This window comes from Nocardioides sp. CPCC 205120 (assembly GCF_048654585.1).
Taxonomy (GTDB): domain Bacteria; phylum Actinomycetota; class Actinomycetes; order Propionibacteriales; family Nocardioidaceae; genus Nocardioides.
The window spans coordinates 1,942,471-1,967,728 of record NZ_JBMCYY010000001.1 but is presented as its reverse complement, the minus strand read 5'-3'; the positions used below and the strand labels follow the sequence as shown (position 1 = coordinate 1,967,728).

The 25,258-nt window shown below is 75.1% G+C and carries 23 protein-coding genes and 1 pseudogene; 8 read left to right on the top strand and 16 right to left on the bottom strand.

The features are described 5' to 3' along the window. Positions 1 to 14: 14 nt before the first annotated feature. Positions 15 to 293, bottom strand: coding sequence for a hypothetical protein (locus ACOACO_RS09235; RefSeq protein WP_420295930.1), 279 nt, complete (start codon positions 291 to 293; stop codon positions 15 to 17). 42 nt (positions 294 to 335) lie between these two features. Between ACOACO_RS09235 and ACOACO_RS09230 the strand changes: the two genes are divergently transcribed. Continuing rightward, positions 336 to 989: a 4'-phosphopantetheinyl transferase family protein gene (locus ACOACO_RS09230; RefSeq protein WP_420295929.1), complete on the top strand. Its 654-nt coding sequence runs from the start codon at positions 336 to 338 to the stop codon at positions 987 to 989. On the opposite strand, the gene mca is transcribed toward ACOACO_RS09230, so the two are convergent. After that, complete coding sequence (gene mca / locus ACOACO_RS09225; RefSeq protein WP_420295928.1) at positions 979 to 1,866, bottom strand: mycothiol conjugate amidase Mca; 888 nt, start codon at positions 1,864 to 1,866, stop codon at positions 979 to 981. The two genes, ACOACO_RS09230 and mca, sit on opposite strands and share 11 nt — an antisense overlap. A 41-nt stretch (positions 1,867 to 1,907) precedes the next feature. On the opposite strand from mca, the gene ACOACO_RS09220 reads away from it, so the two are divergent. Next, positions 1,908 to 2,339: a DUF4307 domain-containing protein gene (locus tag ACOACO_RS09220; RefSeq protein ID WP_420295927.1), complete on the top strand. Its 432-nt coding sequence runs from the start codon at positions 1,908 to 1,910 to the stop codon at positions 2,337 to 2,339. Between the two features lie 172 nt (positions 2,340 to 2,511). Further along, the gene (gene greA, locus ACOACO_RS09215; RefSeq protein WP_420295926.1) at positions 2,512 to 3,015 is read left to right on the top strand and encodes a transcription elongation factor GreA; all 504 of its coding nucleotides are present in this window, start codon (positions 2,512 to 2,514) and stop codon (positions 3,013 to 3,015) included. 27 nt (positions 3,016 to 3,042) lie between these two features. Here the strand turns inward: greA and ilvA are convergent, their stop codons facing one another. Genes ilvA through ACOACO_RS09195 form a run of 4 tightly spaced genes read right to left on the bottom strand, consistent with a single transcriptional unit; the run spans position 3,043 to position 8,287 of the window. Continuing rightward, a complete protein-coding gene (ilvA, locus tag ACOACO_RS09210) occupies positions 3,043 to 4,260 on the bottom strand; it encodes a threonine ammonia-lyase (protein ID WP_420295925.1) in 1,218 nt (405 codons plus the stop codon). Beyond that, the gene (locus tag ACOACO_RS09205) at positions 4,257 to 5,708 is read right to left on the bottom strand and encodes an AI-2E family transporter (protein WP_420295924.1); all 1,452 of its coding nucleotides are present in this window, start codon (positions 5,706 to 5,708) and stop codon (positions 4,257 to 4,259) included. Before ACOACO_RS09205 ends, ilvA begins: the two co-directional genes overlap by 4 nt. 10 nt (positions 5,709 to 5,718) lie before the next feature. Beyond that, complete coding sequence (locus ACOACO_RS09200; protein ID WP_420295923.1) at positions 5,719 to 7,086, bottom strand: glutamate mutase L; 1,368 nt, start codon at positions 7,084 to 7,086, stop codon at positions 5,719 to 5,721. Between the two features lie 7 nt (positions 7,087 to 7,093). Further along, complete coding sequence (locus ACOACO_RS09195; RefSeq protein WP_420295922.1) at positions 7,094 to 8,287, bottom strand: cystathionine gamma-synthase; 1,194 nt, start codon at positions 8,285 to 8,287, stop codon at positions 7,094 to 7,096. Positions 8,288 to 8,374: 87 nt separating this feature from the next. Here ACOACO_RS09195 and msrA point away from each other — a divergent pair, with 87 nt between their 5' ends. From msrA to ACOACO_RS09175, 4 genes are all read left to right on the top strand, one after another. Next, on the top strand, positions 8,375 to 9,019 hold the full coding sequence (gene msrA, locus ACOACO_RS09190) for a peptide-methionine (S)-S-oxide reductase MsrA (protein WP_420295921.1): 645 nt from the start codon (positions 8,375 to 8,377) through the stop codon (positions 9,017 to 9,019). A gap of 25 nt (positions 9,020 to 9,044) precedes the next feature. Beyond that, positions 9,045 to 10,484: an ABC1 kinase family protein gene (locus ACOACO_RS09185; protein WP_420295920.1), complete on the top strand. Its 1,440-nt coding sequence runs from the start codon at positions 9,045 to 9,047 to the stop codon at positions 10,482 to 10,484. Between the two features lie 56 nt (positions 10,485 to 10,540). Then, positions 10,541 to 10,945: a DUF4259 domain-containing protein gene (locus ACOACO_RS09180; RefSeq protein WP_420295919.1), complete on the top strand. Its 405-nt coding sequence runs from the start codon at positions 10,541 to 10,543 to the stop codon at positions 10,943 to 10,945. A gap of 190 nt (positions 10,946 to 11,135) precedes the next feature. After that, positions 11,136 to 11,834, top strand: coding sequence for a GAF and ANTAR domain-containing protein (locus ACOACO_RS09175; RefSeq protein WP_420295918.1), 699 nt, complete (start codon positions 11,136 to 11,138; stop codon positions 11,832 to 11,834). A gap of 328 nt (positions 11,835 to 12,162) precedes the next feature. On the opposite strand, the gene ACOACO_RS09170 is transcribed toward ACOACO_RS09175, so the two are convergent. From ACOACO_RS09170 to ACOACO_RS09150, 5 genes are all read right to left on the bottom strand, one after another. After that, the gene (locus ACOACO_RS09170) at positions 12,163 to 14,286 is read right to left on the bottom strand and encodes a prolyl oligopeptidase family serine peptidase (protein WP_420295917.1); all 2,124 of its coding nucleotides are present in this window, start codon (positions 14,284 to 14,286) and stop codon (positions 12,163 to 12,165) included. A gap of 191 nt (positions 14,287 to 14,477) precedes the next feature. Next, positions 14,478 to 15,092, bottom strand: a complete 615-nt coding sequence (locus ACOACO_RS09165) for a DJ-1/PfpI family protein (protein WP_420295916.1) — start codon at positions 15,090 to 15,092, stop codon at positions 14,478 to 14,480. 93 nt (positions 15,093 to 15,185) lie between these two features. Continuing rightward, complete coding sequence (locus tag ACOACO_RS09160; RefSeq protein ID WP_420295915.1) at positions 15,186 to 17,246, bottom strand: vWA domain-containing protein; 2,061 nt, start codon at positions 17,244 to 17,246, stop codon at positions 15,186 to 15,188. Positions 17,247 to 17,249: 3 nt separating this feature from the next. Further along, positions 17,250 to 18,671, bottom strand: a complete 1,422-nt coding sequence (locus ACOACO_RS09155; RefSeq protein WP_420295914.1) for a sigma 54-interacting transcriptional regulator — start codon at positions 18,669 to 18,671, stop codon at positions 17,250 to 17,252. Then, on the bottom strand, positions 18,668 to 20,182 hold the full coding sequence (locus ACOACO_RS09150) for an MFS transporter (RefSeq protein ID WP_420295913.1): 1,515 nt from the start codon (positions 20,180 to 20,182) through the stop codon (positions 18,668 to 18,670). The genes ACOACO_RS09155 and ACOACO_RS09150 overlap by 4 nt, the downstream gene beginning before the upstream one ends. Positions 20,183 to 20,462: 280 nt before the next feature. On the opposite strand from ACOACO_RS09150, the pseudogene ACOACO_RS09145 reads away from it, so the two are divergent. After that, positions 20,463 to 20,681 (top strand): annotated as a pseudogene (locus ACOACO_RS09145) (YchJ family metal-binding protein); the annotation flags it as partial. A gap of 47 nt (positions 20,682 to 20,728) precedes the next feature. On the opposite strand, the gene ACOACO_RS09140 reads toward ACOACO_RS09145, so the two are convergent. The 5 genes from ACOACO_RS09140 to ACOACO_RS09120 are packed head-to-tail and all read right to left on the bottom strand — an operon-like array spanning position 20,729 to position 25,251. Then, complete coding sequence (locus ACOACO_RS09140; RefSeq protein ID WP_420295912.1) at positions 20,729 to 21,406, bottom strand: IMPACT family protein; 678 nt, start codon at positions 21,404 to 21,406, stop codon at positions 20,729 to 20,731. Beyond that, positions 21,403 to 22,398 (bottom strand): YihY/virulence factor BrkB family protein, encoded by a 996-nt coding sequence (locus tag ACOACO_RS09135; RefSeq protein ID WP_420295911.1) that lies wholly within the window; start codon positions 22,396 to 22,398, stop codon positions 21,403 to 21,405. Before ACOACO_RS09135 ends, ACOACO_RS09140 begins: the two co-directional genes overlap by 4 nt. A gap of 26 nt (positions 22,399 to 22,424) precedes the next feature. Beyond that, entirely contained in the window at positions 22,425 to 23,210 is a 786-nt protein-coding gene (locus ACOACO_RS09130) for a TSUP family transporter (RefSeq protein ID WP_420295910.1), read from the bottom strand. Next, positions 23,207 to 23,860 (bottom strand): DNA-binding response regulator, encoded by a 654-nt coding sequence (locus tag ACOACO_RS09125; protein ID WP_420295909.1) that lies wholly within the window; start codon positions 23,858 to 23,860, stop codon positions 23,207 to 23,209. Before ACOACO_RS09125 ends, ACOACO_RS09130 begins: the two co-directional genes overlap by 4 nt. After that, positions 23,857 to 25,251, bottom strand: a complete 1,395-nt coding sequence (locus ACOACO_RS09120) for a cystathionine beta-synthase (protein WP_420295908.1) — start codon at positions 25,249 to 25,251, stop codon at positions 23,857 to 23,859. The genes ACOACO_RS09125 and ACOACO_RS09120 overlap by 4 nt, the downstream gene beginning before the upstream one ends. Positions 25,252 to 25,258: the final 7 nt, after the last annotated feature.

The following is a 25,258-nucleotide window of genomic DNA, read 5'->3' as shown; positions in this document are numbered from 1 at the left end:
CCGGCCCGCGCGCCTCACTCCGCCGGACGGGCCTCGTCGCGGGCGGCGCGCTCGGCGTCCAGCTCGGCGTCCAGCGCCTCGTCGTCCTGGTTCCGGCGGACCTTGCGGACGTGGCGGCTCATGCTGACGAGCAGCAGCACCACGGCCACGATGAGGCCGGCGAGGACGGCGGCCCCGGTCCACCCCGCCTTGACGTCCTCCGGCTCCGGCGTCTCAGCCGCCTGCACGACGGGCGCGAGGAGGTCGGGGACGAGCTGGACGAGGAGGACGAGGTCGGTCAGGAGCGGAGCCACCTGTCCATGATGCCCCAGGGGCCCGCACGGCAGACTGCGCGGGTGGACCTCGACGCGCTGCTGCCCGGGCTGCCCGGGCTGCCCGGGCTGCCCGGGCTGCCCGGGCTGCCCGGGCTGCCCGGCGTGCGCGGGACGGTCGTGGTCACCCGCACCCCCGCCGGCACCCCCGCCGACACCCCCGCCGACACGCCGGTGCGGCCGCACGAGCGCGACCGCGCCGCCGCCCACGCGCTGGCCCGCCGCCTCGTCGGAGAGGTCACGGGCCGGCCGGCTCCTCCCCTGGCCCACCGGTGCCCGACGTGCGGGTCGAGCGGCCACGGGCGCCCGTCGGTGCCCGGGGCGCCGGACGTGCACGTGAGCCTGGCCCACGCCGGCGGCTGGGTGGCCGCGGTGGTCGCCGACGTCCCGTGCGGCGTCGACGTCGAGCCGCTGCGCCCCCTCGAGGCGCCCCCGGTCGCGCTGACCCCCGGCGAGAGCGCCGCCCTGGCGGCCACGGCCCCCGCCGACCGCCCGGCCGTCTTCCTCACCTGGTGGACCCGCAAGGAGGCCGCCGCGAAGGCGGGCCTGCTGCACATCGACGACTTCGACCGGTACGACGCCCGCACCCCGGGCGCGCACGTCGCCGACGTGCCGGTGCCGGCCCGGTCGCCTGCCGGGTCGCCCGGGGCGGTCGCCGCGGTGGCCGTCAGGCCGTGAGGGAGCCGTCCCGCAGGCCCGCGAAGAGGTCGTCCTCGGGCAGCGTCGTGGGGACGTGCGAGGTGACGAGCTCGTAGTCCTCGGTCGGCCAGACCTCCTGGGCCAGGTCGAGCGGCACGGCGAACCACGCTCCGTCGGGATCGATCTGCGTGGCGTGGGCCAGCAGCGCCTGGTCACGCACCCCGAAGTACTCCCCGCACGGCACCCGCGTCGTGATGCGCGCGTCCCAGTCGGGCTCGGGCTTCCAGTCGGCGAGCCGCTCGGCGTACGGCGACTCCATCCCCCGCGCGACCATCGCGTCGTGCAGCGCCTGGGTGCGGGGGCGGTTGAACGTGTGGTGGTAGTAGAGCTTCGCCGGCTGCCACGGCTCCCCCGCGTCGGGGAAGCGCTCCGGGTCGCCCGCCGCCTCGAACGCGGCGACGGACACCTCGTGGCAGCGGACGTGGTCGGGGTGCGGGTAGCCGCCCCGCTCGTCGTACGTCGTGACGACGTGCGGGCGCACGCTGCGCAGGATGCGCACGAGGCGCTCGACCGCCTCGTCGAGCGGCGCGAGCCCGAAGCAGCCCTCCGGCAGCGGCGGCTTCGGGTCGCCCTCGGGCCACCCCGAGTCGACGAAGCCCAGCCAGTGCTGGGTGATGCCGAGGATCTCGCGGGCGGCGTCCATCTCGGCGCGCCGGATCTCCGACATGTTCTCCCAGACGTCGGGGCGGTCCATGCGCGGGTTGAGCACGGAGCCGCGCTCGCCGCCGGTGCACGTCACGACGTGCACCTCGGCGCCCTCCGCGACGTACCGGGCCGTCGAGGCGGCCCCCTTGCTCGACTCGTCGTCGGGGTGGGCGTGCACGTGGAGGAGGCGCAGGCCGGAGCTGTCGGGCATGCGGAGAATCCTAGGCGGGCCCCCGATGTCACCATGGGGGGGTGACCGCCCCGCCCCGCACCGCCGCCCCCGACCTCGCGAGCCGCTACGGCCGGCCCCGGCCGTGGGCCTCCCGCGTCCTGGTCGCGGTGTGCGTCGTCGGCGGCCTCGTCGGGGGCAGCTGGCTCGTCTACCTCGCGTGGTTCCACGGCACGCCGTCCGTCTCCTCGCAGCTGGTGAGCTGGGAGGTCGTCGACGACGACACCGTGCGGGTGACCTTCGACGTCGACCTCGACGGCGACGAGGTCGCCACCTGCCGGGCGCGGGCCCTGTCGGCCGACCACAACGCGGTCGGCGACCTCGTCGTGCGCGTGCCCACCGACGCCGGCGACGCGGACGGCGGCGTCGTCGAGGAGGAGTTCCGCACGCTGCGCCGCGCCACCTCCGTCGAGCTCGTCGGGTGCACCACCGACTCCCAGCAGCGCCCCTCCTGACGATCCGGCCCGTTCACGGGACTGGCACTTCCTCGCCTCCTGGCTACACTGGAAGTTCTGATCTGCCCCGCCGCGGACGACGACGTGTCGACCGGACCCGGCGGGGCTTCGCACACCGAGCATCGGCCGGGATGGCGTTCACGCCGCCCCGGCCGTGCTGCTAGGAGAGGTAATGACGCAGTCCAGCGACACCGATGTCATCTGGCTGACCGCCGAGGCCCACGCGAAGCTGGTGGCGGAGCTGGAGCACCTGAAGGGCCCCGGGCGCCAGGAGATCGTCGAGCGCATCTCCGCCGCCCGTGACGAGGGCGACCTGAAGGAGAACGGTGGCTACCACGCCGCCCGCGAGGAGCAGGGCAAGCTCGAGGGGCGCATCCGCCAGCTCGAGGACATGCTCGGCAAGGCCGAGGTCGGCGAGACGCCGGCCGACGACGGCATCGTGGAGCCCGGCATGAAGGTCACCTACAAGTTCGTCGGCGACGACGACGACGAGGCCGAGGAGTTCCTCCTGGGCGCGCGGGAGATCGAGCCCGACGGGCTCAAGGTCTACTCGCCGCAGTCGCCGCTCGGCTCGGCCATCATCGGCGCCAAGCGCGGCGACACGGTCAGCTACGAGGCCCCGAACGGCAAGAAGCTGAGCGTCGAGATCCTCGACGCCGTGCCCTTCCAGGGCTGAGCCCGACCGGACCCGGCTGGGCTCAGCTCAGCCCACCACGACCCGACGGCCCTGCTCGCGCAACCTGGCGAGCAGGGCCTCGGCGTGCGTGGGCCCGCGCGTCTCGACCTGGATGCGCACCTGCACCTCGTCCACGTGCAGCGTCGGCGAGATGCGCTCGTGCGCCACGTCCAGCACGTTGGCGCCCGCGTCCGCGAGCTCGCCCAGCAGCTGCGCGAGCCCGCCCGGGCTGTCGACGACGGTGACGCGCAGGAACAGGTAGCGCCCGGCGGCCGCCATGCCGTGCCGGATCATCCGCCCGGTCAGCAGCGGGTCGATGTTGCCGCCCGACAGCACCGCCACCGCCGGCGTCGGGAACGCCCCGGGGTGCTCCAGCAGCGCCGCCACGGCGACCGCGCCGGCGGGCTCGACCACCAGCTTGGCCCGCTCCATGAGCCCGACGAGCGCCCGGGAGATCCCCTCCTCGGAGACCGTCAGCACCTCGTCGACCTGGGTGCGCACCACCGCGAACGGCACCTGGCCGGGGCAGCCGACCGCGATGCCGTCGGCCATCGTCGCCATCTCCGCCACCGCCGTGGGGGCGCCCGCGCTCAGCGACCCCGGGAACGCCGCGGCCGTCTCGGCCTGGACCCCCACGACGCGCACGTCGGGGCGTTGCGCCTTCACTGCGACCGCGATGCCCGCCAGCAGACCACCGCCGCCGGTGGGCACGAGGATGCTCGCCGCCTCCGGGAGCTGCTCCAGCACCTCGAGGCCGCACGTGCCCTGGCCCGCCACGATGTCCGGGTGGTCGAAGGGGTGGATGAGCACCGCGCCCGTGCGCTCCGCGTGCTCCTGGGCCGCGACGAGCGCGTCGTCGACGTAGCGGCCCGCGAAGACCACCTCCGCGCCGTACCCCCGGGTGGCCTTCTCCTTGGGGATCGGGGCCCCCTCGGGCATGTAGACCCGGGCCCGGATGCCGAGCAGCTGGGCGGCCAGCGCGACGCCCTGCGCGTGGTTGCCGGCCGAGGCCGCCACGACCCCCGCCGCGCGCTCCTCGGCGCTGAGCCGGGCCATGCGCAGGTAGGCGCCGCGGATCTTGAACGACCCCGTGCGCTGCAGGTTCTCCGCCTTGAGCCACACCGGCCCGCCGGCGGTCTCCGCCAGCCAGCGCGACGCCTCCAGCGGCGTGCGCGTGACCACGGTGGACAGCACGTCGTGGGCGCGGCGCACGTCCTCCAGGGTGACCCCCGGGACGGCGTTCACCCCGGCCGCCCCGCCTGCCCCGGACGCGCAGGCCGGCCCGGCTCGTCGTCGGGGTGCCCGCCGACGGCCTCGAAGTCGCCGACGGTGCCGGGATCCTCGCCGAGGTCGTCGCCCATGTCGAGCTCGTCCTCCGGGGGCGGCGCGGCCGTCTCGTCGGCCAGGTGGAGCACGACGGCGTTGACCGCGGCGGCGAGCGGCACGGCGATGAGCGCGCCCGCGATGCCCGCGACCAGCACGCCGACGCCGATGGCGACGATGACGCCGAGCGGGTGCACCGACACGAACCGGCCCATGAGGAACGGCTGCAGGATGTGGCCCTCGATCTGCTGCACGAGGATCACGCCGCCGAGCATGAGCAGCGCGGTCAGCGGCCCCTGGGCGACGAGCGCCACGAGGACGGCCACGGAGCCGGCGATGGTGGCACCGATCATCGGCACGAAGGCGCCGATGAAGACGAGCACGCCGATCGCGGCCACGAGCGGCACGTCGAGCACGGCCGCGACGATCATGATCCCGATCGCGTCCGCGAGCGCCACGATGACGGTGGCGCGCATGAACTGCGTCAGCGACACCCAGGCCACCCGGCCCGAGCCGTCGATCTGCTCGCGGGCCGCCTTGGGGGCGAGACGGACGCACCACGACCAGATGCGGGCGCCGTCGGCGAGGAAGAAGAACGACGCGAAGAGCACGATGAAGAAGCCGGCGAAGATGTGGGTCAGCGTCGTGCCGACCTCGGTCACCTGGCGCACCAGCTGCTGGTCCTGCCCGGCCTCGGTGATGTAGCCCTGCGCCTCCTGGATGTAGCCGTCGATCTGGGAGTCGCTCGCGTTCAGCGGGCCGTCCTTCAGCCAGGTGCGGACCTCGTCGAGGCCGACGACCACCTGGTCCGCCAGGTCGGACATGCCGTCGACGACCTGCTGGCTGACGAAGGTGAGCAGCATCGCGACGAAGCCGATGCCGCCGATCACGACGACCGCGGCCGACAGGGCGGGCGGCACCCGCAGCCGCCGCCCGAGGCGCACGACGGGGTTGCCGAGCGCCGTGATGAGCAGCGCGATGAGCAGCGGGAGGGTGACCACGCGGACGTGCCAGAACGCCCACACGAGGATCGCGCCGGCGGCGACGATGACGAGGAAGCGCCACGCCCACGCGGCGGCGAGGTCGAGGCCCCACGGCACCTGCGCGCGGGCCAGGTTGGACTGCCCGCCCTGGATCGGGAGGGGCTCGGCGCCCACCGGGCGGCGCTCGGCGCGGGCGATGGCCCACTGGGTCACGACCTGCTGGACGAGGCGGTCCCGCTCCCGCTCCTCGCGCTCCTCGGCCGTCTCGCCCTCGGCGTCGCGTCCGCGGCGCGCCACGAGCGTCGCGAGGCGCCTGCGGAGCTCCCCCGTCTCGACGGGGTCGTCCCCCGGGCCCGAGCCCTCGGGCCCCTTCCTGTCCGCGTCCACGGGCGCCACGTTACCGAGCGGCACCCCCGGTCGGGGCGGTGACCAGCGCGCGCGCCGCGGCGGGGTGCCCGGCGGCCAGCAGCCCGGCGGCGGCGAGCACGTACGCCGTGTCCACCACGACCCGCGGCGCCCGCGGCACGCGCCAGCCGGCGGGGTCCGCCGTACCCGCCCCGGTGGCCGCCGCGAGCAGGTCGGCGGCGGCGTCCGCGGGGGCGTGGCGCAGCACCCCGCCGGAGCCGACCAGCAGGTCGACGTCCCGCAGGTCGGTGCCCCCGCGCTCGACGGCCCGGGCCCGCCCGGCGTGGCGGCGCACCGCCGCGACGACCGCGGCCCGGGCGAGGGCCAGGTCCTCCGCCCGCTCCGCGGCCGTGGTCGCGACGAGCCCCGGGTCGGCGGTACGGCGGGCTGCCGCGGCCACGAGCGCGGGGTCGTCCAGCCCGGCCGCCTCGACGACGCCGGCGGCGGACCAGCGCACGCCGAGGTCGGCCTCGACGGTGCGGGTGGCGCGGGTGGCGGCGACGACGTCGCGCCCGGCGGCCTCGGGGTCGGGCTCGACGACCGAGTAGACGTCGGTGGTCGCGCCACCGACGTCGACCACCACGACGTCGCCGTGCACGGCGGCCAGCACCTCGACGCCGGAGAGCACCACGTCGGGGGTCGCCCCGCGCAGCAGCTCGCCCAGCCCCGGGCGCCGCGACAGCGCCTTGCCCCCGATGACGTGGGCGAGGAACAGCTCCCGCACCGCGGCGCGGGCGCCGTCGGGGGCCAGCTCGCCGATGCGGGGCACGACGTTGGCGGCGGTGCGCAGCGGCACGCCGGCCGCCGCCAGCACCTCGGCCGCGGTGGGCTGGGCCGCGACGTCCCCGGCGACGACGACCGGCCCGCGCCAGCCGCCCGCGACGAGGGCCCGGGCGCCGGCGAGCAGCGGCTCGGGGTTGCCGCCGTCGGTGCCGCCGACGAGCAGCACGACGTCGGGCCGAGAGGCCAGCACCGGCGCCAGGTCCGGGGCGTCGGCCAGGGCGTGCACCGCGACGACGCGCCCGCCGCTGGACAGCGCGACGCGGCGCCCGGCCTCGGCCGTCACGAGCGCCTCGTTGCCGACGACCGCGATCCGCAGCCCTCCCCCGGCCGAGGAGCAGGCGTGCTGCTCCAATCGCCCCTCGGCCAGCGCGAGCCGGGCCTCCGGGCGGGCGTCGAGCAGGGCGGCGAGGCAGGCGTCGTACCCGTCGAGGAGGTCGGCGTCGGGGCTCGCGGGCCCGGGCAGCGTGGTCGGGTGGGCGGCGGTGGCCAGCACCCGTCCGGTGCCCTCGCCGTCGAGCCCGACGAGCAGCGCCTTGGTCCAGGTCGAGCCCAGGTCGGCGCAGACCGCGAGCCTCACCGGAGCCTCACCGGGTGGCGCGGGCCAGGGCCTCGTCGAGGTCGGCGACCAGGTCGGCACCGGTCTCGATGCCGACGCTGAGGCGCACGAGATCGCCCGGCACCTCGAGGTCGGTGCCCGCGACCGAGGCGTGCGTCATGCGGCCCGGGTGCTCGATGAGCGACTCGACGCCACCGAGGGACTCGCCGAGGGTGAAGAGCTCGGTGGCCGCGCAGACGTCGAGGGCGGCCTGCTCGCCGGCCTTGAGCCGGAACGACACGATCCCGCCGAAGCGCTTCATCTGCCGTGCGGCGACCGCGTGGCCCGGGTGGGACTCCAGGCCGGGGTAGATGACCCGCTCGACCGCCGGGTGGGCGGCGAGGTGGGCGGCGACCAGCTCGGCGTTGTCGCAGTGCCGCTCCATGCGCAGCGCCAGGGTGCGCAGGCCGCGCAGCACCAGCCAGGAGTCGAACGGCCCCGCGACCCCGCCGATGGAGTTCTGGAAGAAGGCGAGCTGCTCGGCGACCTCGAGGTCGCGCACGACGAGCGCGCCGCCGACGACGTCGGAGTGGCCGCCGGCGTACTTGGTCGTCGAGTGCACCACGACGTCGGCGCCCAGCGTCAGCGGCTGCTGCAGGTAGGACGAGGCGAAGGTGTTGTCGACGACGAGCAGCGCGCCCGCGTCGTGCGCGACGCCCGCGAGGGCCTCGATGTCGCCGATGGTGAGCAGCGGGTTGGTCGGCGTCTCGACCCAGACGAGCTTCGTGGTGCCGGGGCGGATCGCGGCCCGCACCGCGTCGACGTCCGCCACGGGCGCCGGGGTGTGCTCGAGGCCCCACGGCCGCGCGACCTTGTCGACGAGGCGGTAGGTGCCGCCGTACGCGTCGTCGGGGATGACGACGTGGTCGCCGGGGCGGGTGAGCGCCCGGATGAGGGTGTCCTCCGCGGCCAGGCCGGAGGCGAAGGCGAAGCCGCGCTCGCCCTCCTCCAGCGCCGCGATGTTGGCCTCGAGGGCGGTGCGCGTCGGGTTGCCCGAGCGGCTGTACTCGTAGCCGCCCCGCATGCCGCCGACGCCGTCCTGCTTGTAGGTCGACGTCGCGTAGATCGGCGGGATGACCGCGCCCGTCGTCGGGTCGGGCTCGTAGCCCGCGTGGATCGCGCGCGTCTCGAAGCCGTGCTTGCCGTGCTGGCCGTGCCCCTGGGGGGTCTGCTCGCTGCTCACCCCGGCGAGCCTACGCGCCGGGAAGGGTTGGCGCCCCCGAGGTGTTGGGCACGGTGGACGACGCCGTCGAGACCGTTGGAGGACACCGTGTTCGGATCCCGCAGCAAGAGCAGCCTGCCCACCGCCGAGGAGGCGTTGAAGGGGCGGAGCGAGCCCTGGTTCACCCTGGGCGAGCACGTCGTGCTGGGCACCCCGGTCGTCACCGACGACGTCCCCGACGGCCTCGAGGTCGCGATCTTCGGCCTCGGCTGCTTCTGGGGCGCCGAGGAGGTCTACTGGGGCAAGGACGGTGTCTTCTCGACGTCGGTCGGGTACGCCGGCGGCCACACGCCGCACCCGTCGTACGAGGAGGTCTGCTCGGGCCGCACGGGCCACACCGAGGCCGTGCGGATCGTGTTCGACCCCGCGCGGATCTCCTTCGCCGACCTGGTGAAGACGTTCTTCGAGGTGCACGACCCCACGCAGGGCATGCGCCAGGGCAACGACGTCGGCACGCAGTACCGCTCGGCGATCTACTTCACCACGCCCGAGCAGGAGCGCACCGCGCGCGAGCTGACCGACGTGTACGCCGCAGAGCTGCGCCGCCAGCGGCTCGGCGACGTGACCACCGAGATCGCGCCGGCGGCGGAGTACTACTACGCCGAGCCCGCGCACCAGCAGTACCTGGCGAAGAACCCGTTCGGCTACCGCTGCCACGCCAACACCGGCGTGCGCTTCCCCGCCACGGCCTGACCGGTCGTGGGGGACGATGGGTGACGTGACCCAGACGCCCGACGACCGCGACCGGGACGACCGCACCGGCCCCGCCGACCGTGACGGACGGCGGGGCCTCCCGCGCCGCACGGCCGCCCGCACGGCGCGGCTCGCGGCGCTGCCGCTGGGGTACGCCGGCCGCAGCGCCGTGGGCCTCGGAAAGCGCATTGGCGGACGCCCCGCCGAGCTCGTGACCGCCGAGATCCAGCAGCGCACGGCCGAGCAGGTGTTCCGCACGCTGGGCCAGCTCAAGGGCGGCGCCATGAAGTTCGGCCAGATGCTGTCCGTGCTCGAGGCGGCCCTGCCCGAGGACTCGATGGCGGCCTACCGCACCGAGCTCACCCGGCTGCAGGACGCGGCCCCGCCGATGCCCACCCACGAGGTGCGCGAGGTGCTCGACGCAGAGCTCGGCGGCGCGGGGATCGCGTGGCGACGCCACCTCGTGTGGTTCGACGGCGGCCCGACCGCCGCGGCGTCCATCGGCCAGGTGCACCGCGGCCGCTGGCGCGACGACCCCGACGACCCCGCCACGGAGCGCGAGGTCGCCGTCAAGGTGCAGTACCCCGGCGCCCGCGAGGCCATCGCCTCCGACCTGCGCCAGATCTCCCGCCTGGCCCGCACCCTCGCCCCGCTCCTGCCGGGCATCGACGTGCGCGCGCTCGTCACCGAGCTGCAGGACCGCATGGCCGAGGAGCTCGACTACCGGCTCGAGGCGGAGGCGCAGGCGGCGTTCGCGGCGGCGTACCGGGACGACGACGAGTACGTCGTGCCCGACGTGGTCGCCCACACCGAGAAGGTGCTCGTCACCGAGTGGCTCGACAGCCCCGGGTCCATCGCCGGCACGATCGCCGACGGCACCCCCGAGGAGCGGGACCACTACGGCCAGCTCTTCGCCCGCTTCCTCTTCGACGGCCCGCGTCGCACCGGCCTGCTCCACGCCGACCCGCACCCGGGCAACTTCCGCGTGCTGCCGACCGCCGACGGCGCCCCGGGTCGCCTGGGCGTCCTCGACTTCGGCGCGGTCGCGCGGCTGCCCGAGGGCGGCATGCCCGAGGCGATGGGCCGGCTGCTGCGCGTGGCCGGGCGCTCCGACCGCGACGGCCTCGAGGCGGGCCTGCGCGCCGAGGGGTTCATCCGCGACAAGGTCCGCGTCGACCCCGACCTGCTGCTGACGTTCCTCGCCCCGTTCGTGGAGCCGACGATGGTCGACGACTACCGCTTCACGCGGGAGTGGCTGCGCACCCAGTACGAGCGGCTGAGCGACCCGCGCGACCCGGTCGCGGCCGTGGGGCTGCGCCTCAACCTGCCCCCGTCGTACCTGCTCATCCACCGCACGTGGCTCGCCGCCGTCGGCGTGCTGTGCCAGCTGGAGGCGCGGGCCCCGTTCCGCCGGATCCTGGAGGAGTCGCTGCCGGGGTTCGCGGAGCCCGACGCCCAGGGGTGAGCCTGGTGGGCCGCAGGGCGTGACCTGGGCGGCGGCGGTGTGCCAGAGTTCCGCGCATGGGCACCTGGGGGCTGGGCCCCTTCGAGAACGACGGCGCGGCGGACCTCCTCGGGGAGATCGAGGACGGGACGTTCTCGTTCGACGCCATCGAGTGGGCCTTCGACGGTGACTACCTCGACGCCGACGGCGGCGAGTTCGCCGTGGCCCTCGTCGAGCTGGCGCTCGTCGCGCTCGAGGCCCACGACCCCCCGGAGGAGGTCGCCGACCTCGACCTCGCCGCCTTCGCCGCCCTCCTGACCCCCGAGCGGCTCGCGTGGCTCGTGCGGCAGGGCGAGCGGACGCTCGCCGGCACGGAGGACTCCGAGCTGCACGAGCTGTGGGCCGAGTCCGGCGAGGAGCAGCTCGAGGCGTGGCGCGCAGCGACCCGCACCAGCCTGTCGGAGCTGCGCGAGCTCACCTGAGACCGGCGCTCACCTGGGCCCGGGGGGGAGACGCGGGAGCAGTCGAAGGTGAACCCGGTGTGCGTGACCTCGTCGTACGGCGGCGTTCCCTCCCTCGAGGTGAGACCTCTGGCCCGGTCCCGGTCGTGGCCGCGCCGTCGTTGCTTCCACATGCACGACGAGGCGTCCGGGCAAGGCATGATACGGAGCTATGGCGAGCGCTGAGAAGTTCAATCGAGACTTGGCCGACATGGCGCGCGGCATGCAGGGCGAGCGTTCGACGAATGGCGCCATGGCCGTGGCCGTCGAGGCCGCCCGCGACGTCATCACCGGCTGCGAGATTGCTGCGGTCTCGATCGTCACCCGAACCGGCATCGAGACGCCCGTGCTCACCCACCCCCACGCGCGCGACATCGACGAGTGGCAGTACGAGCTGAGCGAGGGCCCCTGTCTCGAGGCCCTGCAGAACCACGAGGTCGTCAACAGCAACGACCTCGCCACCGACGCCCGGTGGCCACGCTGGGGCCCACGCGTCGCTGCCGACCTCGGGATGCGCAGCATGCTGAGCCACCGGCTGTTCTCGAGCACCGACACTCTCGGGGCACTCAACCTGTACGGCACCGCGCCGTCGGCGTTCACCACCCAGGACATCCACAACGTCACCGCCCTGGCAGCTCACATCGGTGTCGCGCTCGCCTCGGCCCAGGAGAACGCGCACCTCGTCGTGGCCCTCGACACCCGCACGATCATCGGTCAGGCAAGCGGGATGTTGGTCGAGAGGTTCGACCTCTCTCCCGAGCAGGCTTTCGCCGTCCTCGCGCGGATCTCCCAGACCCAGAACATGAAGCTCAACGCGGTTGCGGAGCACCTCGTACGCACCCGCAAGCTCCCCACCCCACCCGACGCCTAGTACCGGCGCCGGACGATCCGCGACGGCGCGAGGCCGGCTGGCGCGCCACGGTCACCCAGCACCTCGCGACGGCACCCGAGGCAGGGATCGACCGCGCGCGACCAGCAGGCGTGGATGCTCGAGAAGGGCGAGGCGGCAAGCGCATGGCACGCGCCGCGCCCCGACGGGTCGCCTCGGCTCGTCGAGCCGCGAGCTGGGCGGCGCGCTCCTCTCGTCGACGACGCTGCACGTCCCGGCACTGACCCGCTCGGCCCACCACTCCACGGACTCCTCGACGGAGGCCCGCTCGCGCGTGGAACGACTGCCGACCCTCACCTGAGGCCGGAGCTCACCTGGGACCGGGCGCCCCCGCCAGGCCGAGCCGGTCGGCGAGGAACTCCCACTCCAGCGCCGCCTTCGTGGCCGCCTGCGCGTTGGTGGAGGCCCCGCCGTGGCCCCCCTCGACGTTCTCCCAGTAGGTGACGTCCGCGCCCACCTCCTCCAGCCGGGCCGCCGTCTTGCGGGCGTGCCCGGGGTGGACCCGGTCGTCGCGGGTCGAGGTGGTGAGCAGCACCGCGGGGTACGCCGCGCCCTCCGCCACCCGGTGGTAGGCGGAGATCTCCTCGACGAACGGACGGTCCGCCGGGTCGTCGGGGTCGCCGTACTCGGCCATCCAGGAGGCGCCGGCCAGCAGGTGGTGGTAGCGCAGCATGTCGAGGAGCGGCACGGTGCACACGACCGCCGCGAACAGCTCGGGGTAGCGGACCAGCATGTTGCCGACCAGCAGCCCGCCGTTGGAGCCGCCCATGATGCCGAGCCGGTCGCGGGTGGTGAGGCCGGTGGCGACGAGCTCGCGCGCGACGGCCGCGAAGTCCTCGAAGGCGCGGTGGCGGTTCTCGCGCAGGGCCGCCTGGTGCCACGCCGGGCCGTACTCCCCACCGCCGCGGATGTTCGCCACGACGTACGCGCCGCCGCGGGCCAGCCACGCCCGCCCGACGCCGCCGGAGTAGCCGGGGGTCAGCGACACCTCGAAGCCGCCGTAGCCGTAGAGCACCGTCGGCACGGGCGCGTCGCCGGCCAGCGCCGCGTGCGGGGCGACGACGAAGTAGGGCACGCGGGTGCCGTCGTCGGAGGTGGCGAACCGCTGGGTGACGGTGTGGGTGGAGGCGTCGAAGCGCTCCGGGCCCGCCTTGAGCGGGGTCGGCTCCCCCGGCGCACCGCTGGCGCCGAGGTCGACGAGCCCGAGGGTGGGCGGCGTCAGGTAGCCGCTGACGTCGAGCCACGCGAGGTCGCCGTCGGGACCGTCGTCGGTGGCGTCCACCGCCCGCACGCCGACGGACGCGTACGGCGGGAGCCCCGCCAGGTCGTGACGCTCCCACGCGCCGGGCGTGGCCGGCGGCGTCAGCACCTCGACGCGGTGCACCACGTCCTCGAGCTCGACGAGCACGAGGCGGTGGCGCGTGCGGGTCCACCCCGCCAGGGATCGGGCGGCGGTCGGGGTGAAGAGGGCGACGACGTCGCGCCCGCCCGCCAGCCACGCGTCGAGGTCCGCGGCGAGCAGGGACCCCGCGGGGTACGTCGGCCCGCCCGCCACCGGCGCCCACTCCTCGCGCAGGTGCACCAGCAGGTGCTCGCGCCACACGGCGGGCTCGGCGGAGTCGGGGACGTCGATGCGCACCAGGGCGTCGTCGTCGCCCAGCAGGTAGGTCTCGGAGGTGTAGAAGCCCATCATCCGGTGGACGTAGGCCCGCTCGTGGCCCGGCGTCGCGTCGTACCCGACGCCCACCGCCATGTCGTCGACGGCGCTCTCGTGCACGACGGGCGCCACGGCGAGCGGGGTGCCCCGCCGCCAGCGGCGGGCGGTGCGGGGGTAGCCGGAGGTCGTCAGCGAGTCGGGGCCCGTGTCGGTGGCGACGAGGAGGGTGTCGGCGTCGACCCAGGCGACTCCGCCCTTGCCCTCGGGGCGGACGAACCCGCCGTCCTCGGGCGCGACGAAGGTGCGCGTGTCGAGGTCGAGCTCGCGGGTGGTGTCGGCGTCGGAGCCGCCCCGCGACAGGGTCACGAGGGCGCGGCGGAAGGCCAGCGGGCCGGTGCGCAGCACCTGCGCGCCGTGCCACACCCACTTCTCGCCCTCGGCCTCCCCCAGCGCGTCGAGGTCGAGCAGCACGTCCCACTCCGGGGCGTCGCTGCGGTAGGAGGCGAGCGTGGTGCGGCGCCACAGGCCGCGCTCGTGGGCGGCGTCGCGCCAGACGTTGTAGTACCACTCCCCCGCCTTGCCGACGAGGGGGATCCGGTCGTCGGCGTCGAGCACCCCCAGCACCGCATCACGGGTGGCGGTGAAGCCGGGCAGCGCGCCCAGCGTGGCCTCCGCGCGGGCGTTGCGCTCGGCCACCCAGGCCAGCGCGTCGTCGCCGGTGACCTCCTCGAGCCAGAGGAACGGGTCGTGGGCCGCGGGCGGCGTCGAGGTGCTCACGGCTCCCCACCCTACGGAGCCGCCGGTCCTCGCGGCGCTGCTGCGCGACGCCTCCGACACCGTCGCCGACGTGGCCGGGGCGGCGGCAGCCCGACCGCAACCACTCCCCCCGCCGGCACCGCGCAACGACGCGACGTACCACCGACGAGTGGATGCGCCCTGGCGCCGACCCCCACGACCGGGCCTGCGCCTCAGCCGGTGGCGGTCTCCTGCCACGCGTAGTCCATCTGCCGCGCGGTGGCCTCGGCCAGCTCGCGCCCGGCGGCGACCTCGACGAGGTGGAGCGCGAGGTCGATGCCGGCGGAGATGCCGGCGGAGGTGAGGACGTCCCCGTCGCGCACCCAGCGCCGGTCCTCGACCACGTCCAGGGCGGGGTGGCGGCGGCGCAGCTCGGGCACGTCCTCCCAGTGCGTCGTGACGGTCTGGTCGGCGATCACACCGGCCTCGGCGAGCACGAACGCGCCCGTGCAGACCGACGCCACGAGCGGGGTCGCGGCAGCGCGCTCCCGCACCCAGGCGACGACCTCGGCGTCCGCCTCGACGGCGTCGGTGACGCCGCCGGGCACGAGCAGGAGGTCGAGGGCCGGGACGTCGGCGAGCGCGAGGTCGACGCCGAGCCGCAGGCCGGCCCGCGCCCGCACGGGGCGCGACGCGTCGGCCGCGACGAGCAGCACCTCGAAGGGCGGGGCGTCGGGCGGCGCGTCACCGCGTCGTACGGCGACCCGCGCCGCGGTCGTGAACACCTCGAACGGCCCGCACGCGTCGAGCACCTCGACGCCGTCGAACACCAGGATCCCGATCAGCACGCCGCCGATCGTCGCGGACGCCGCGCGGCGCCGCGAGGCAGCGGACGGCCAGCCTCCGTCGACTTCCGGCCAGCGCGGGCACGGCCGGCGCGGTCAGCCCGCCCAGGACCCCCGGCCGCCCCAGCCACCGAGGTCGCCGAGGCCGTCGTCGTACCCCCCGCCCCCGCCCCCGCCGTACGGCGAGCGGCCCGAGCGGTCCCCGAGGTAGGAGCCGACGACGGCGGCGCCGAGGTCGTCGAGCTCCGGCGCGACGACGCGACCGCCGGCGCGGCGGGCCAGGGAGTCGAGGAAGCGCGCCAGCCCCGGGTCCTCGCCCAGCCGGAAGAACGTCGTCTGCGTGCCGAGCCGCACCACGTTGTCGAGCTCCGCCACCGTGCGCGCCAGCGTCAGCGGGTGGGGCGGGTAGTCGAAGAACACGTCGCCGCCACGTTCGAGGTGCGCGGTCGGCTCGCCGTCGGTGACCACCAGCAGCACCGGCTGCATGCCCGGGTGGCGCCGGAAGTGGCGCTGGGCGAGCAGGAGCCCGTGGTGGAGGTTCGTGCCCTTCTGCCACATCGCGTCGAGGCCGGTGAGCTGCTCGATCTGCAGGGTCTCCGCGTGCCGGCCGAAGCCGACGAGCTCCAGCCGGTCGCCCCGGAAGCGGGTCGAGATCAGCTGGTGCAGCGCGAGGGCCGTGCGCTTCATCGGCACCCAGCGGCCGTCCATCGCCATCGAGAACGAGGTGTCGACGAGCAGGGCGACCGCCGCCTGGGTGCGCTGCTCCGACTCGGTCACCTCGACGTCGCCGATCTCGAGGCGCACCCCGCGCGCACCGTCGGGGCGCGGGCCGGCGGCGACCTCCCGACGTACGGCGTTGAGCACCGTGCGCGGCAGGTCCCACGGCTCGGTGTCGCCGAACGCCCACTCGCGGGTGCCGCCCGTCGCGTCGGCCGAGCCGCCGCCCGAGCGCATCTCGCGGGCGCCCTGGCGGCCCGAGAGCCGCTGGGAGACGTCGCGCAGCAGCGCCTTGCCGAGCTGGCGCATCGCCTTCGGCGAGAGCCGCAGCTGCCCGTCGGAGCCGCGCTGGAGGTAGCCCGAGGAGCGCAGCGCCCGCTCGAGCTCGGCCAGCGTGCGGGCGTCCACGGCCGCGTCGTCGCCCACCTGGCGGGCGAGGGCGTCGAGGTCGACGTCGTCGAGCCGGGCGCCGGGGTGGGACTGCGCCAGCTGCTCGGCCAGCGCGTCGAGCTCGGCGAGGTCCTGCAGCGCGCCGGTCCCGTCGCCGAGCCCGAGCCCCTCGGAGCCGCCGAAGTCCTCGGACCCGCCCCAGTCCTCGCCCGGGCGCAGGTCCTGGAGGTTGGCGTCGAGACGGGAGAGCTGGTCGAGCAGCGCCGGCGACCCGAAGGCCTGCGCGGAGAGCTCCATGAGCTCGGCGCGCTGCTCCGGCGTCATCGAGTTGAGCATCCGCTGCGCCGCCGCGGCCCGCTGGGCCATCGCGTCGACCAGCTCCTCGACGCTCTGCGGGTCCTCCGGGAAGTACTCCCCGTGCTCGTCCATGAAGTCGCGGAAGTCCTGCTCGGTGTCCTCGCCGCGGGCGTGCTTCTCCAGCAGCGCGTTGAGGTCGGTGAGCATCGCCGCGATCGCGGCGCGGTCGGCGTCGCTGGCGCCCTCGAGCGCCTGCTTCATGCCGGCGAAGCGCTGGTCGAGCAGCTCGCGGCCCAGCAGGTCCTTGATCTGCTCGTAGGTCTCGCGGGCCTCGCCCGAGGCCCAGTCGTACGACGCGAGCTCGCTCACCGCGGCCGCCGTCGAGGGCGGCAGGTTCTCCAGCTGCATCTCGCGCAGCGTGCGGTCGGCGTCGTCCATGGTGACGTCGCGGGCCAGCTGCCCGCGCTCGGCGAGCACGGCCCGCTCGAGCAGCTCGGTGACCTCGCGCAGGGTGCCGTCGAGGTCGTGGCGGGCCAGCAGCTCGCGCCGCTTCTCCGCCACGCGGCGCATCAGGTCGTCGAGACCCTGCTGGTCGCGGGTGCCGCGGCGCAGGAGCTCGCGCATCGCACGCTCCGGCGAGTAGCCCGCCATCACGTCCTCGCCGATGGCGTCGAGCGCCTCGGCGAGGTCGACGGGCGGCGCCAGCGGGTCCCCGCCGGCGTAGCGCTGGTAGCGCGAGCCCCGCGTCGCCACGGGCTACTCCACCCCGTACGTCGTGCGGCCGGTGTCCTGCTCCTTGCCGACCTTGCGGGCCAGGAACAGACCCTCCAGCGCCAGCTCGATCGCGCTCGCGCGCTGCCCCGGCGTGGTCGCGCCCAGCCGCTCGGCGATCGCGTCGTACAGGTCCGACTCGCCCGCGCCGCTCGGCGGCAGCGGGGGCAGCCCGTCGAGCAGCTCGGTGGCGGTGACCTGCTCGCCCGTGGTGATGGAGGCGCCCGCCTCGAGGGCGTCGACGAGCGGGGCGAGGTCCAGGCCGCGCAGGTGCCGGCGCACGGCCTCGGCGGTCGCGGTGCGCAGCAGGTGGTCGAGCACCGCCCGCTCGCGCCCCTCCTCGCCGGACTCGAACTCGACCTTGCCGCCGAGCACGTCGACGGCGGTCTCGAGGTCGACGACGCGGGCCACGGCCTCGTCCTCGCCGCGGCGCGTGGCGCGGTGCAGGGCGGCCGCGGCGATGGTCTCGGCGCCGGCGATGGCGAAGCGGGCGGAGACGCCCGAGCGCTGGTCCACCGACGACGAGCCGCGCAGCGCCCGAGTGAAGCGGGCGAGGATCTCCAGCAGGTGGGCCGGCACGTCGGCGACGAGGTCGGCCTCCTGGCGGATCACCGCGACCTCGTCGTCGAGCTCGGTCGGGTAGTGCGTGCGGATCTCGGCGCCGAAGCGGTCCTTCAGCGGCGTGATGATGCGGCCGCGGTTCGTGTAGTCCTCCGGGTTCGCGGACGCCACGACGAGCACGTCGAGGTCGAGGCGCACGACGTAGCCGCGCACCTGCACGTCCCGCTCCTCCATCACGTTGAGCATCGCGACCTGGATGCGCTCCGCGAGGTCGGGCAGCTCGTTGATGGCCACGATGCCGCGGTGGCTGCGCGGCACCAGGCCGAAGTGGATGGTCTCGGGGTCGCCCAGCAGGCGGCCCTCGGCGACCTTCATCGGGTCGACGTCGCCGATGAGGTCCGCGACCGAGGTGTCGGGCGTCGCCAGCTTCTCGGCGTACCGCTCGCTGCGGTGGCGCCACGCGACCGGCAGCGCGTCCCCGAGCTCGGCGGCGAGGCGGCGCGACGCGGGCGTGACCGGCTCGAGGGGGTCCTCCCCCAGCTCGGAGCCGGCGATGACGGGCTGCCACTCGTCGAGCAGGCCCACGAGCGTGCGCAGGAGGCGGGTCTTGCCCTGGCCGCGCTCACCCAGCAGCACCACGTCGTGGCCGGCGATGAGGGCGCGCTCCAGCTGCGGCAGCACGGTGTCCTGCAGGCCGTGCAGGCCGGGCCACGGGTCCTCGCCGGAGGCGAGGCGGGCCAGGAGGTTGTCCCGGATCTCGGCCTTGACCGTGCGCGGCGCGTAGCCGGTGGCGCGGAGCTCGCCGAGGGTCGCCGCGGTGGGCGGCGGGGTGGTCGGAGGGGTCACGCCCCCACGCTAGACCCGGGCGCAAGCACCGGGGCGGCGGGCTGGGAGGACGCGACGGGGGTGGTACGACGGCGCTCGCCGGGGGTGCGCAGGTCGGGGATCGCGCACGCCGCGAGGGCGGCCAGGACCATGCCGCCGGCCAGCAGCGCGAAGCCGATGACGTAGCCGTCGACCGACGGCAAGCCGCCGGCGCCGACGTGCGCGGTCACGATGCCGGCCATGACGGCGGAGCCGATCGAGCCGCCGATCGTGCGGATGTTGGCGTTCATGCCGGAGGCGACGCCGGTCTGGGAGGCGGGCACGGAGGCGATGACGACGCCCGCGATGGACGCGAACACCAGCCCGCTGCCGAGGCCCTGGACCGTCATGGCGGCCACGATCTGCCACACCTCGTCGTGCCAGGTCGCGATCGAGGCGAACGCGACGGCGGAGAGCAGGGTGCCGGTGACGATGACGACGCGGGCGCCGACGCGGCGCACGAGGTACGCCGTCACGAAGCCCACCAGGAAGCTCATCACCGCCGAGGGCAGCAGGATGCGGCCCGACTCCGTGATGCTGGCGCCGAACCCGTAGCCAGCGCCGTCGGGGGTCTGCAGGAACTGCGGGAGGAAGCCGAAGCTGGAGAACATGCCGAACCCGACGAAGGCACCCACGAGGTTCGTCGTCCACACGCCGCGCCGGCGCATCATCACCATGTCGACCATGGGCACCGCGACGCGGCTCTCGACGACCACCCACGTCACGACGAGCACGGCCGCGGCGACGAGCAGGCCGACGACGAGCGGCGAGCCCCAGCCCCACTCGTTGCCCCGGCTGACCGCCAGCAGGAGCGGCACCAGCCACCCCGCGAGCAGCACGGCGGGACCGAGCGGCAGCCGGGTGCGCTCCTGCACCGGCGACTCGGGCACGAGCAGGGCGGTGGCCAGCGCGGCGATCGCGGTGGCGATCCCCGGCAGCCAGAAGAGCCAGTGGTAGCCGAGTGCGTCGACGATCGGGCCGGCGATCACGATGCCGACGCCGAAGCCGACGGAGGCGAGCGAGGCGATCACGCTGAGCGCCGTGGCGCGGCTGCGCCCAGGGAACTCGTCGCGGATGATGCCGAACGACAGCGGCAGCACACCGCCGCCCGCGCCCTGCAGCACCCGGGCGAGGATCAGCACGTGGATGTCGGTCGCGAGCGCGGCCAGCACCGATCCGGCGGTGAGCGCGCCCATGGTGACGACGAGCATCTTCTGCTTGCCGACCACGTCACCGATGCGACCCAGCAGCGGGGTGAAGATCGACGCCGACAGCAGGTACGCCGTCAGCACCCAGGTCGCGGTGGACGTGTCCGTGTCCATCTCCACGGCGATGAGGCCGAGCACCGGCACGACCATCGACTGCAGCAGCGTGAAGGCCGACACCGCGACGGCCAGCACCGCGAAGGTCACCGCCCAGTGGCCACGGACCTGCCGTCCGCGGACCTGCTGCTCGTGGGCCGGTCGCCCGGTCACCTCCACGTCGTCTGCCACGCCCCACCCTCTCGTCGTCCGGCCACCCGTCACACAGGACGGTTGCAGATCGCAACCATTAGCCGGGGCAACCTTATTCCCGGCCCCCCGACGGGACCAGTCGCGACGGGTGAGCGGCGCCACCCCGCCGGGCCTCCACCGCCCAGCCTCCACCGGGGGCGGCTAGCGTCGGCGCGTGGACCTCGCCCGCCCCTGCCCCTGCGGCCTCCCCGCGACCTACGACGCCTGCTGCGGCCGGCTGCTGCGCGGCGCCGCCGCCGCGCTGACGGCCGAGGAGCTGATGCGCTCGCGCTACACCGCCCACGCGGTCGGCGGCCGCGAGGGCGCGGACCACCTGTTCCGCAGCTGGCACCCGCGCACCCGGCCCGACGACGTGACGCCGGACCCGGCGACGACGTGGACCCGGCTCGAGGTGCTCGAGGTCGTGGCCGGCGGCGCGGACGACACCGACGGCGTCGTCGCCTTCGCGGCCCACCACACCGGACCGGACGGCCCCGGGGTGCTGAGCGAGCGCAGCACGTTCACCCGGCGGGCGGGGCGCTGGGTCTACGTCGACGGCGAGGTCGACCGACCCGGGGCCCGCTCCACGGGCCCGTCCACCCACGACTCCCCCACCGCGACCGGCCGCACGGCGCCGGCGCTCAGCTCGCCGACGATTCGCTCGAGGGCTGCGGCCCCGTCGTCCGGCACACCCACGCGGAGCACGACGCCCGCGCCGTAGGCCACGTCGAGCACCGCGACCCCGCGCGAGCGCAGGTCGCTCTCCAGCCGGCCGGCGGCGCCGTGGTCGACGGCCAGCTCCAGCTCGACCAGCCGCGAGCGGCGGCGCAGCCCGGCCGCGTCGACGCCGGCGCGGGCCGCGTCGCCGTACGCCCGCACCAGGCCCCCGGCCCCGAGCAGCACCCCGCCGAACCAGCGGGTGACCACGAGGGTGACGTCGCCGACCTCCCGACCGCGCAGCACGTCGAGCATCGGCGCCCCCGCCGTGCCCGCCGGCTCGCCGTCGTCGGAGGCGCGCTGCACGGACCCACCGGCCCCCCACGGGCCGAGGGCCAGCGCGGAGCAGTGGTGGCGGGCGTCGGGATGGCGGCGGCGCAGGCCGTCGACGACGGCCCGTGCCTCGTCCTCGGTCGTCGTGCGCCGCACGGTGGCGAGGAAGCGGGACCGACGCACCTCGATGACGGCCGCGCCGTCGCCCGCGGGCACGAGGTACGACGTCGTCACGTCTCGGGGTCCGCGGTGTCGGGATCGGCCTTCTCGAAGCTGACCGTCACGGTCTCGAAGCCCTTGTGGCGCTGCGCGCGGGCGTACGCCGTGTAGGCCCGCTCGTCGGCCTCGGTCAGGTCCACCTCGTCGGTGAACGGGGTGAGCAACGCGCGCGGGTAGAGCTTGCGCGCCAGCACGACGTTCACCTCGATGGCGAGCACCACGACGATCGAGGCGACGTAGATGAGGCCCATGAGGCCGAGCACGAGGCCGAAGGTCTGGTTCATCGACGAGGTGCGGCCCAGGACGTGCGTGACGTAGGCGGCCCCGGCGTACTGCAGCAGGTGCCAGGTCGCGGCGGCGAGCATCCCGCCCGGCAGCGCCGCCCACAGGCTGTGGCTGCGGGCCGCCGAGAGCCGGAACAGCACGCTCAGCACGAGGCCGGTCGCGAGGATCGTGGCGAGGCTGATGAGCACGCGGCCGAGCCGGCCGATGGCGCCGAGCAGCTCGGTGTTGTTGCCGATCACCGACACCGACGTCACGGCGAGCACCGACAGGCCGCCCACGAGGAGCAGCAGCAGGCTCTTGAACCGCAGGAGGAACGGGTTGGGTCGGCTGTTGCGCGGCACCGCCCAGGCGATGTGCATCGCGTTCTGCAGCGCCAGGCCCAGGCCCATCGAGCCGTACAGGGCAGCGATGGAGCCGACGACGATCGCGGTCACCGAGCCCTGCACGCCCTCGGGCCGGCCGAGCTGGTCCCCGATGATCGGGAAGTTGCTGAGGGCGGAGTTCAGCACGTCCTCGCGCAGGTCGGGCTGGCCCTGCAGCACGAACCCGAGGATCGAGGTGGCGAGCAGCAGGAGCGGGAAGATCCCGAGGAACGCGTAGAACGAGATGATCGCGGCGAGGTAGGCGCCCTGGTCGTCGCCGTACTTGTAGAGGACGGCGAGGGGCACCGACAACGGCGGGAAGCGCCGCTGGAAGCGGTCGATGTCCCCGGCGATGGCCACCGGGTGAATCTAGCGGGCCACCCCGCTCAGCCCCAGAGACCGGCCAGCTCGCCACCGATGCGCACCGCGAAGCCGCCCACGACCAGCACGAAGAAGACGCGCACGAAGCCCGACCCGCGGCTCACCGCGGTGCGCGCGCCGAGGTAGCTGCCGACGATGTTGGCCACCCCGACGACGAGGCCGGTGCCCCACAGCACCGCCCCCTGGGGCACGAAGACGGCGAGGGCCGCGACGTTCGTCGCCCAGTTGGCCAGGCGGGCGTTGGCCGAGGCCGTGAGGAAGTCGTAGCCGAGCAGGCCCACCAGCGCCAGCACGAAGAACGACCCCGTGCCGGGGCCCAGGGCGCCGTCGTAGAACCCCACGACGAGACCGGTGAGCGCGGCCGCGACGACGTGGGCACGCCGGTCCAGGCGCAGCTCGGTGACCGTGCCGAGGTCGGGGCGCAGCAGCACGTAGGCACCGACGCCGACGAGCACCACGAGGATGATCGGCTCGAAGGCCGCGCGCGGGATGAGCGACGCCACGCCGGCGCCGCCCAGGGAGCCCACGAAGGCCGTGAGCATGAGGGGTCCGAAGGTGCCGAGCTCCGGGCGCACCCGCCGGAAGTACGTCGTGGCGCTCACCGTCACGCCCAGCGCCGAGGCCAGCTTGTTGGTCGCCAGCACCTCCACCGGCGACGCCGTCGGCAGCGCCAGCAGCAGGCTGGGCAGCTGCACGAGCCCGCCGCCGCCCACGACCGCGTCGACGTACCCGGCGACGAGACCGGCGAGCAGCAGGAGGAGCAGGACCTCGGTGTCGATCCCCGCGATCACGAGCCGGCCGTGCGGCTGCGGGCGACCGTCGGACCGAACCCGTGGTCGAGCGCCCAGAGCACCGCCTGGCTGCGCCGGTTCACGCCCGCCTTGCGGTAGGCGTGGCGCAGGTAGGTCTTCACGGAGTTGATGCTGAGGTGCAGCGCCGCGGCGATCTCGGTGTTGCTGCGCCCGGCGGCGAGCAGGGCGAGCACCTCGGACTCCCGCTCCGTCAGCCCGTGCTCCATCCCGGGCCAGCCGCGAGGCCGGAGGGGACGCGACGCCGCACCGGCGGGCACGACGCCCGGCACCGCGCCGGCGCGCACCCGCTCGAGCAGGTCGACCAGCTCCTCGGCGCCCACCGACTTTGGCACGCACGCGACCGCGCCCCAGGTCAGCGCCTCCGCCCGCACCTCGTCGCGGTCGTCCCAGGTGTAGGCGACCACGGGCGTGCCGGGCTCGGCGACGTCCTCCAGACGCACCCCGGCCCACGGCTGCGCGAACGTGTCGAACAGGACGACGTCGGCGTCCGCGCCCACGCGCTCGCCCGCGGCGGCCTCCACCACGCGCACCTGCGCGTCGTAGGGCTCCAGCAGGCGGAGCAGGCCCGCCACGACGACCTCGTAGTCGTTGACGACGGCGAGGCGCAGCGGTCCGGGGGCACCCTTCATCCGCGCGCCAGGTGGGCGAGCAGGTCCTGCCGGGTCACGACGCCCACCGGCTTGCCGTCCTCGTGCACGAGCAGCGCGTCCGCCGAGCCCAGCGCCTCCACGGCGTCGGCGGCGGACGCCGAGGCGCCGATGGTGGGCAGCGCGGGCGACATGTGGTCCTCGACCTGGTCGGTGAGGCGCGCCGAGCCGGTGAAGAGCGCGTCGAGCAGGTCCCGCTCGGAGACGGAGCCCGCGACCTCGGCGGCGACCACCGGGGGCTCGGCGCGGACCACGGGCATCTGGGACACGCCGTACTCCTGGAGGATGTGGACGGCCTCGGCGATCGTCTCCGCCGGGTGGGTGTGCACGAGGTCGGGCAGCGAGCCGCTCTTGCCGCGCAGGACCTGGCCGACCGTGCGGTCCGAGGCCGCGGCGAGGAAGCCGTACTGCCCGAGCCACTCGTCGTTGAACACCTTGGTCAGGTACCCGCGACCGGAGTCCGGCAGCAGCACGACGATGACGGCGTCGTCGCCCTCCGGCGTGCCCTCGAGCTCGTGGGCCAGCTGCACGGCGGCGAAGGCGGCCATGCCGGACGAGCCGCCGACGAGCATCGCCTCCTCGCGGGCGAGGCGGCGGGTGAAGGCGAAGGAGTCGGCGTCGGAGACCTCGATGATGCGGTCCGCGATGCCGCGGTCGTAGGTGTCGGGCCAGAAGTCCTCGCCGACGCCCTCGACCAGGTACGGCCGGCCGGTGCCGCCGGAGTAGACCGAGCCCGCCGGGTCGGCACCGATCACCTGGATCGCCGGGTTCTGCTCCTTGAGGTAGCGCCCGGTGCCCGAGATGGTGCCGCCGGTGCCGACGCCCGTCACGAAGTGGGTGATGCGGCCCTCGGTCTGCGCCCAGATCTCGGGGCCCGTGGTCTCGTAGTGCGAGCGCGGGTTGTGGACGTTCGCGTACTGGTTCGGCTTCCACGCGCCCGGCTCGGCGGCCAGTCGGTCGGAGACGTTGTAGTAGGAGTCCGGGTGCTCGGGCGCCACGGCGGTCGGGCAGACGACGACCTCGGCGCCGTACGCGCGGAGCACGTTGCGCTTGTCCTCGCTCACCTTGTCGGGGCACACGAACACGCAGCGGTAGCCGCGCTGCTGGGCGACCATCGCGAGACCGACGCCGGTGTTGCCCGAGGTCGGCTCGACGATGGTGCCGCCGGGCTGGAGCTCGCCCGAGGCCTCGGCCGCGTCGATCATGCGCGTCGCGATGCGGTCCTTCACCGAGCCGCCGGGGTTGAGGTACTCGACCTTGGCGAGCACCAGCGGACCGGACCCGGGGGTCGCGGCGGGCCGGTCGAGGACGCGGGAGAGCTGCACCAGGGGCGTGTCGCCGATGAGCTCGAGCAAGGAGGTGACGAACTGCATGGGGGCA

Excerpts from the sequence above, each read along its gene's own strand:
- ACOACO_RS09125 (WP_420295909.1), bottom strand. The coding sequence starts at position 23,860 with ATGAAGGGTGCCCCCGGACCGCTGCGCCTCGCCGTCGTCAACGACTAC.
- ACOACO_RS09180 (WP_420295919.1), top strand. The coding sequence starts at position 10,541 with ATGGGCACCTGGGGGCTGGGCCCCTTCGAGAACGACGGCGCGGCGGAC.
- ACOACO_RS09120 (WP_420295908.1), bottom strand. The coding sequence starts at position 25,251 with ATGCAGTTCGTCACCTCCTTGCTCGAGCTCATCGGCGACACGCCCCTG.
- greA (WP_420295926.1), top strand. The coding sequence starts at position 2,512 with ATGACGCAGTCCAGCGACACCGATGTCATCTGGCTGACCGCCGAGGCC.
- ACOACO_RS09175 (WP_420295918.1), top strand. The coding sequence starts at position 11,136 with ATGGCGAGCGCTGAGAAGTTCAATCGAGACTTGGCCGACATGGCGCGC.
- mca (WP_420295928.1), bottom strand. The coding sequence starts at position 1,866 with ATGCCCGACAGCTCCGGCCTGCGCCTCCTCCACGTGCACGCCCACCCC.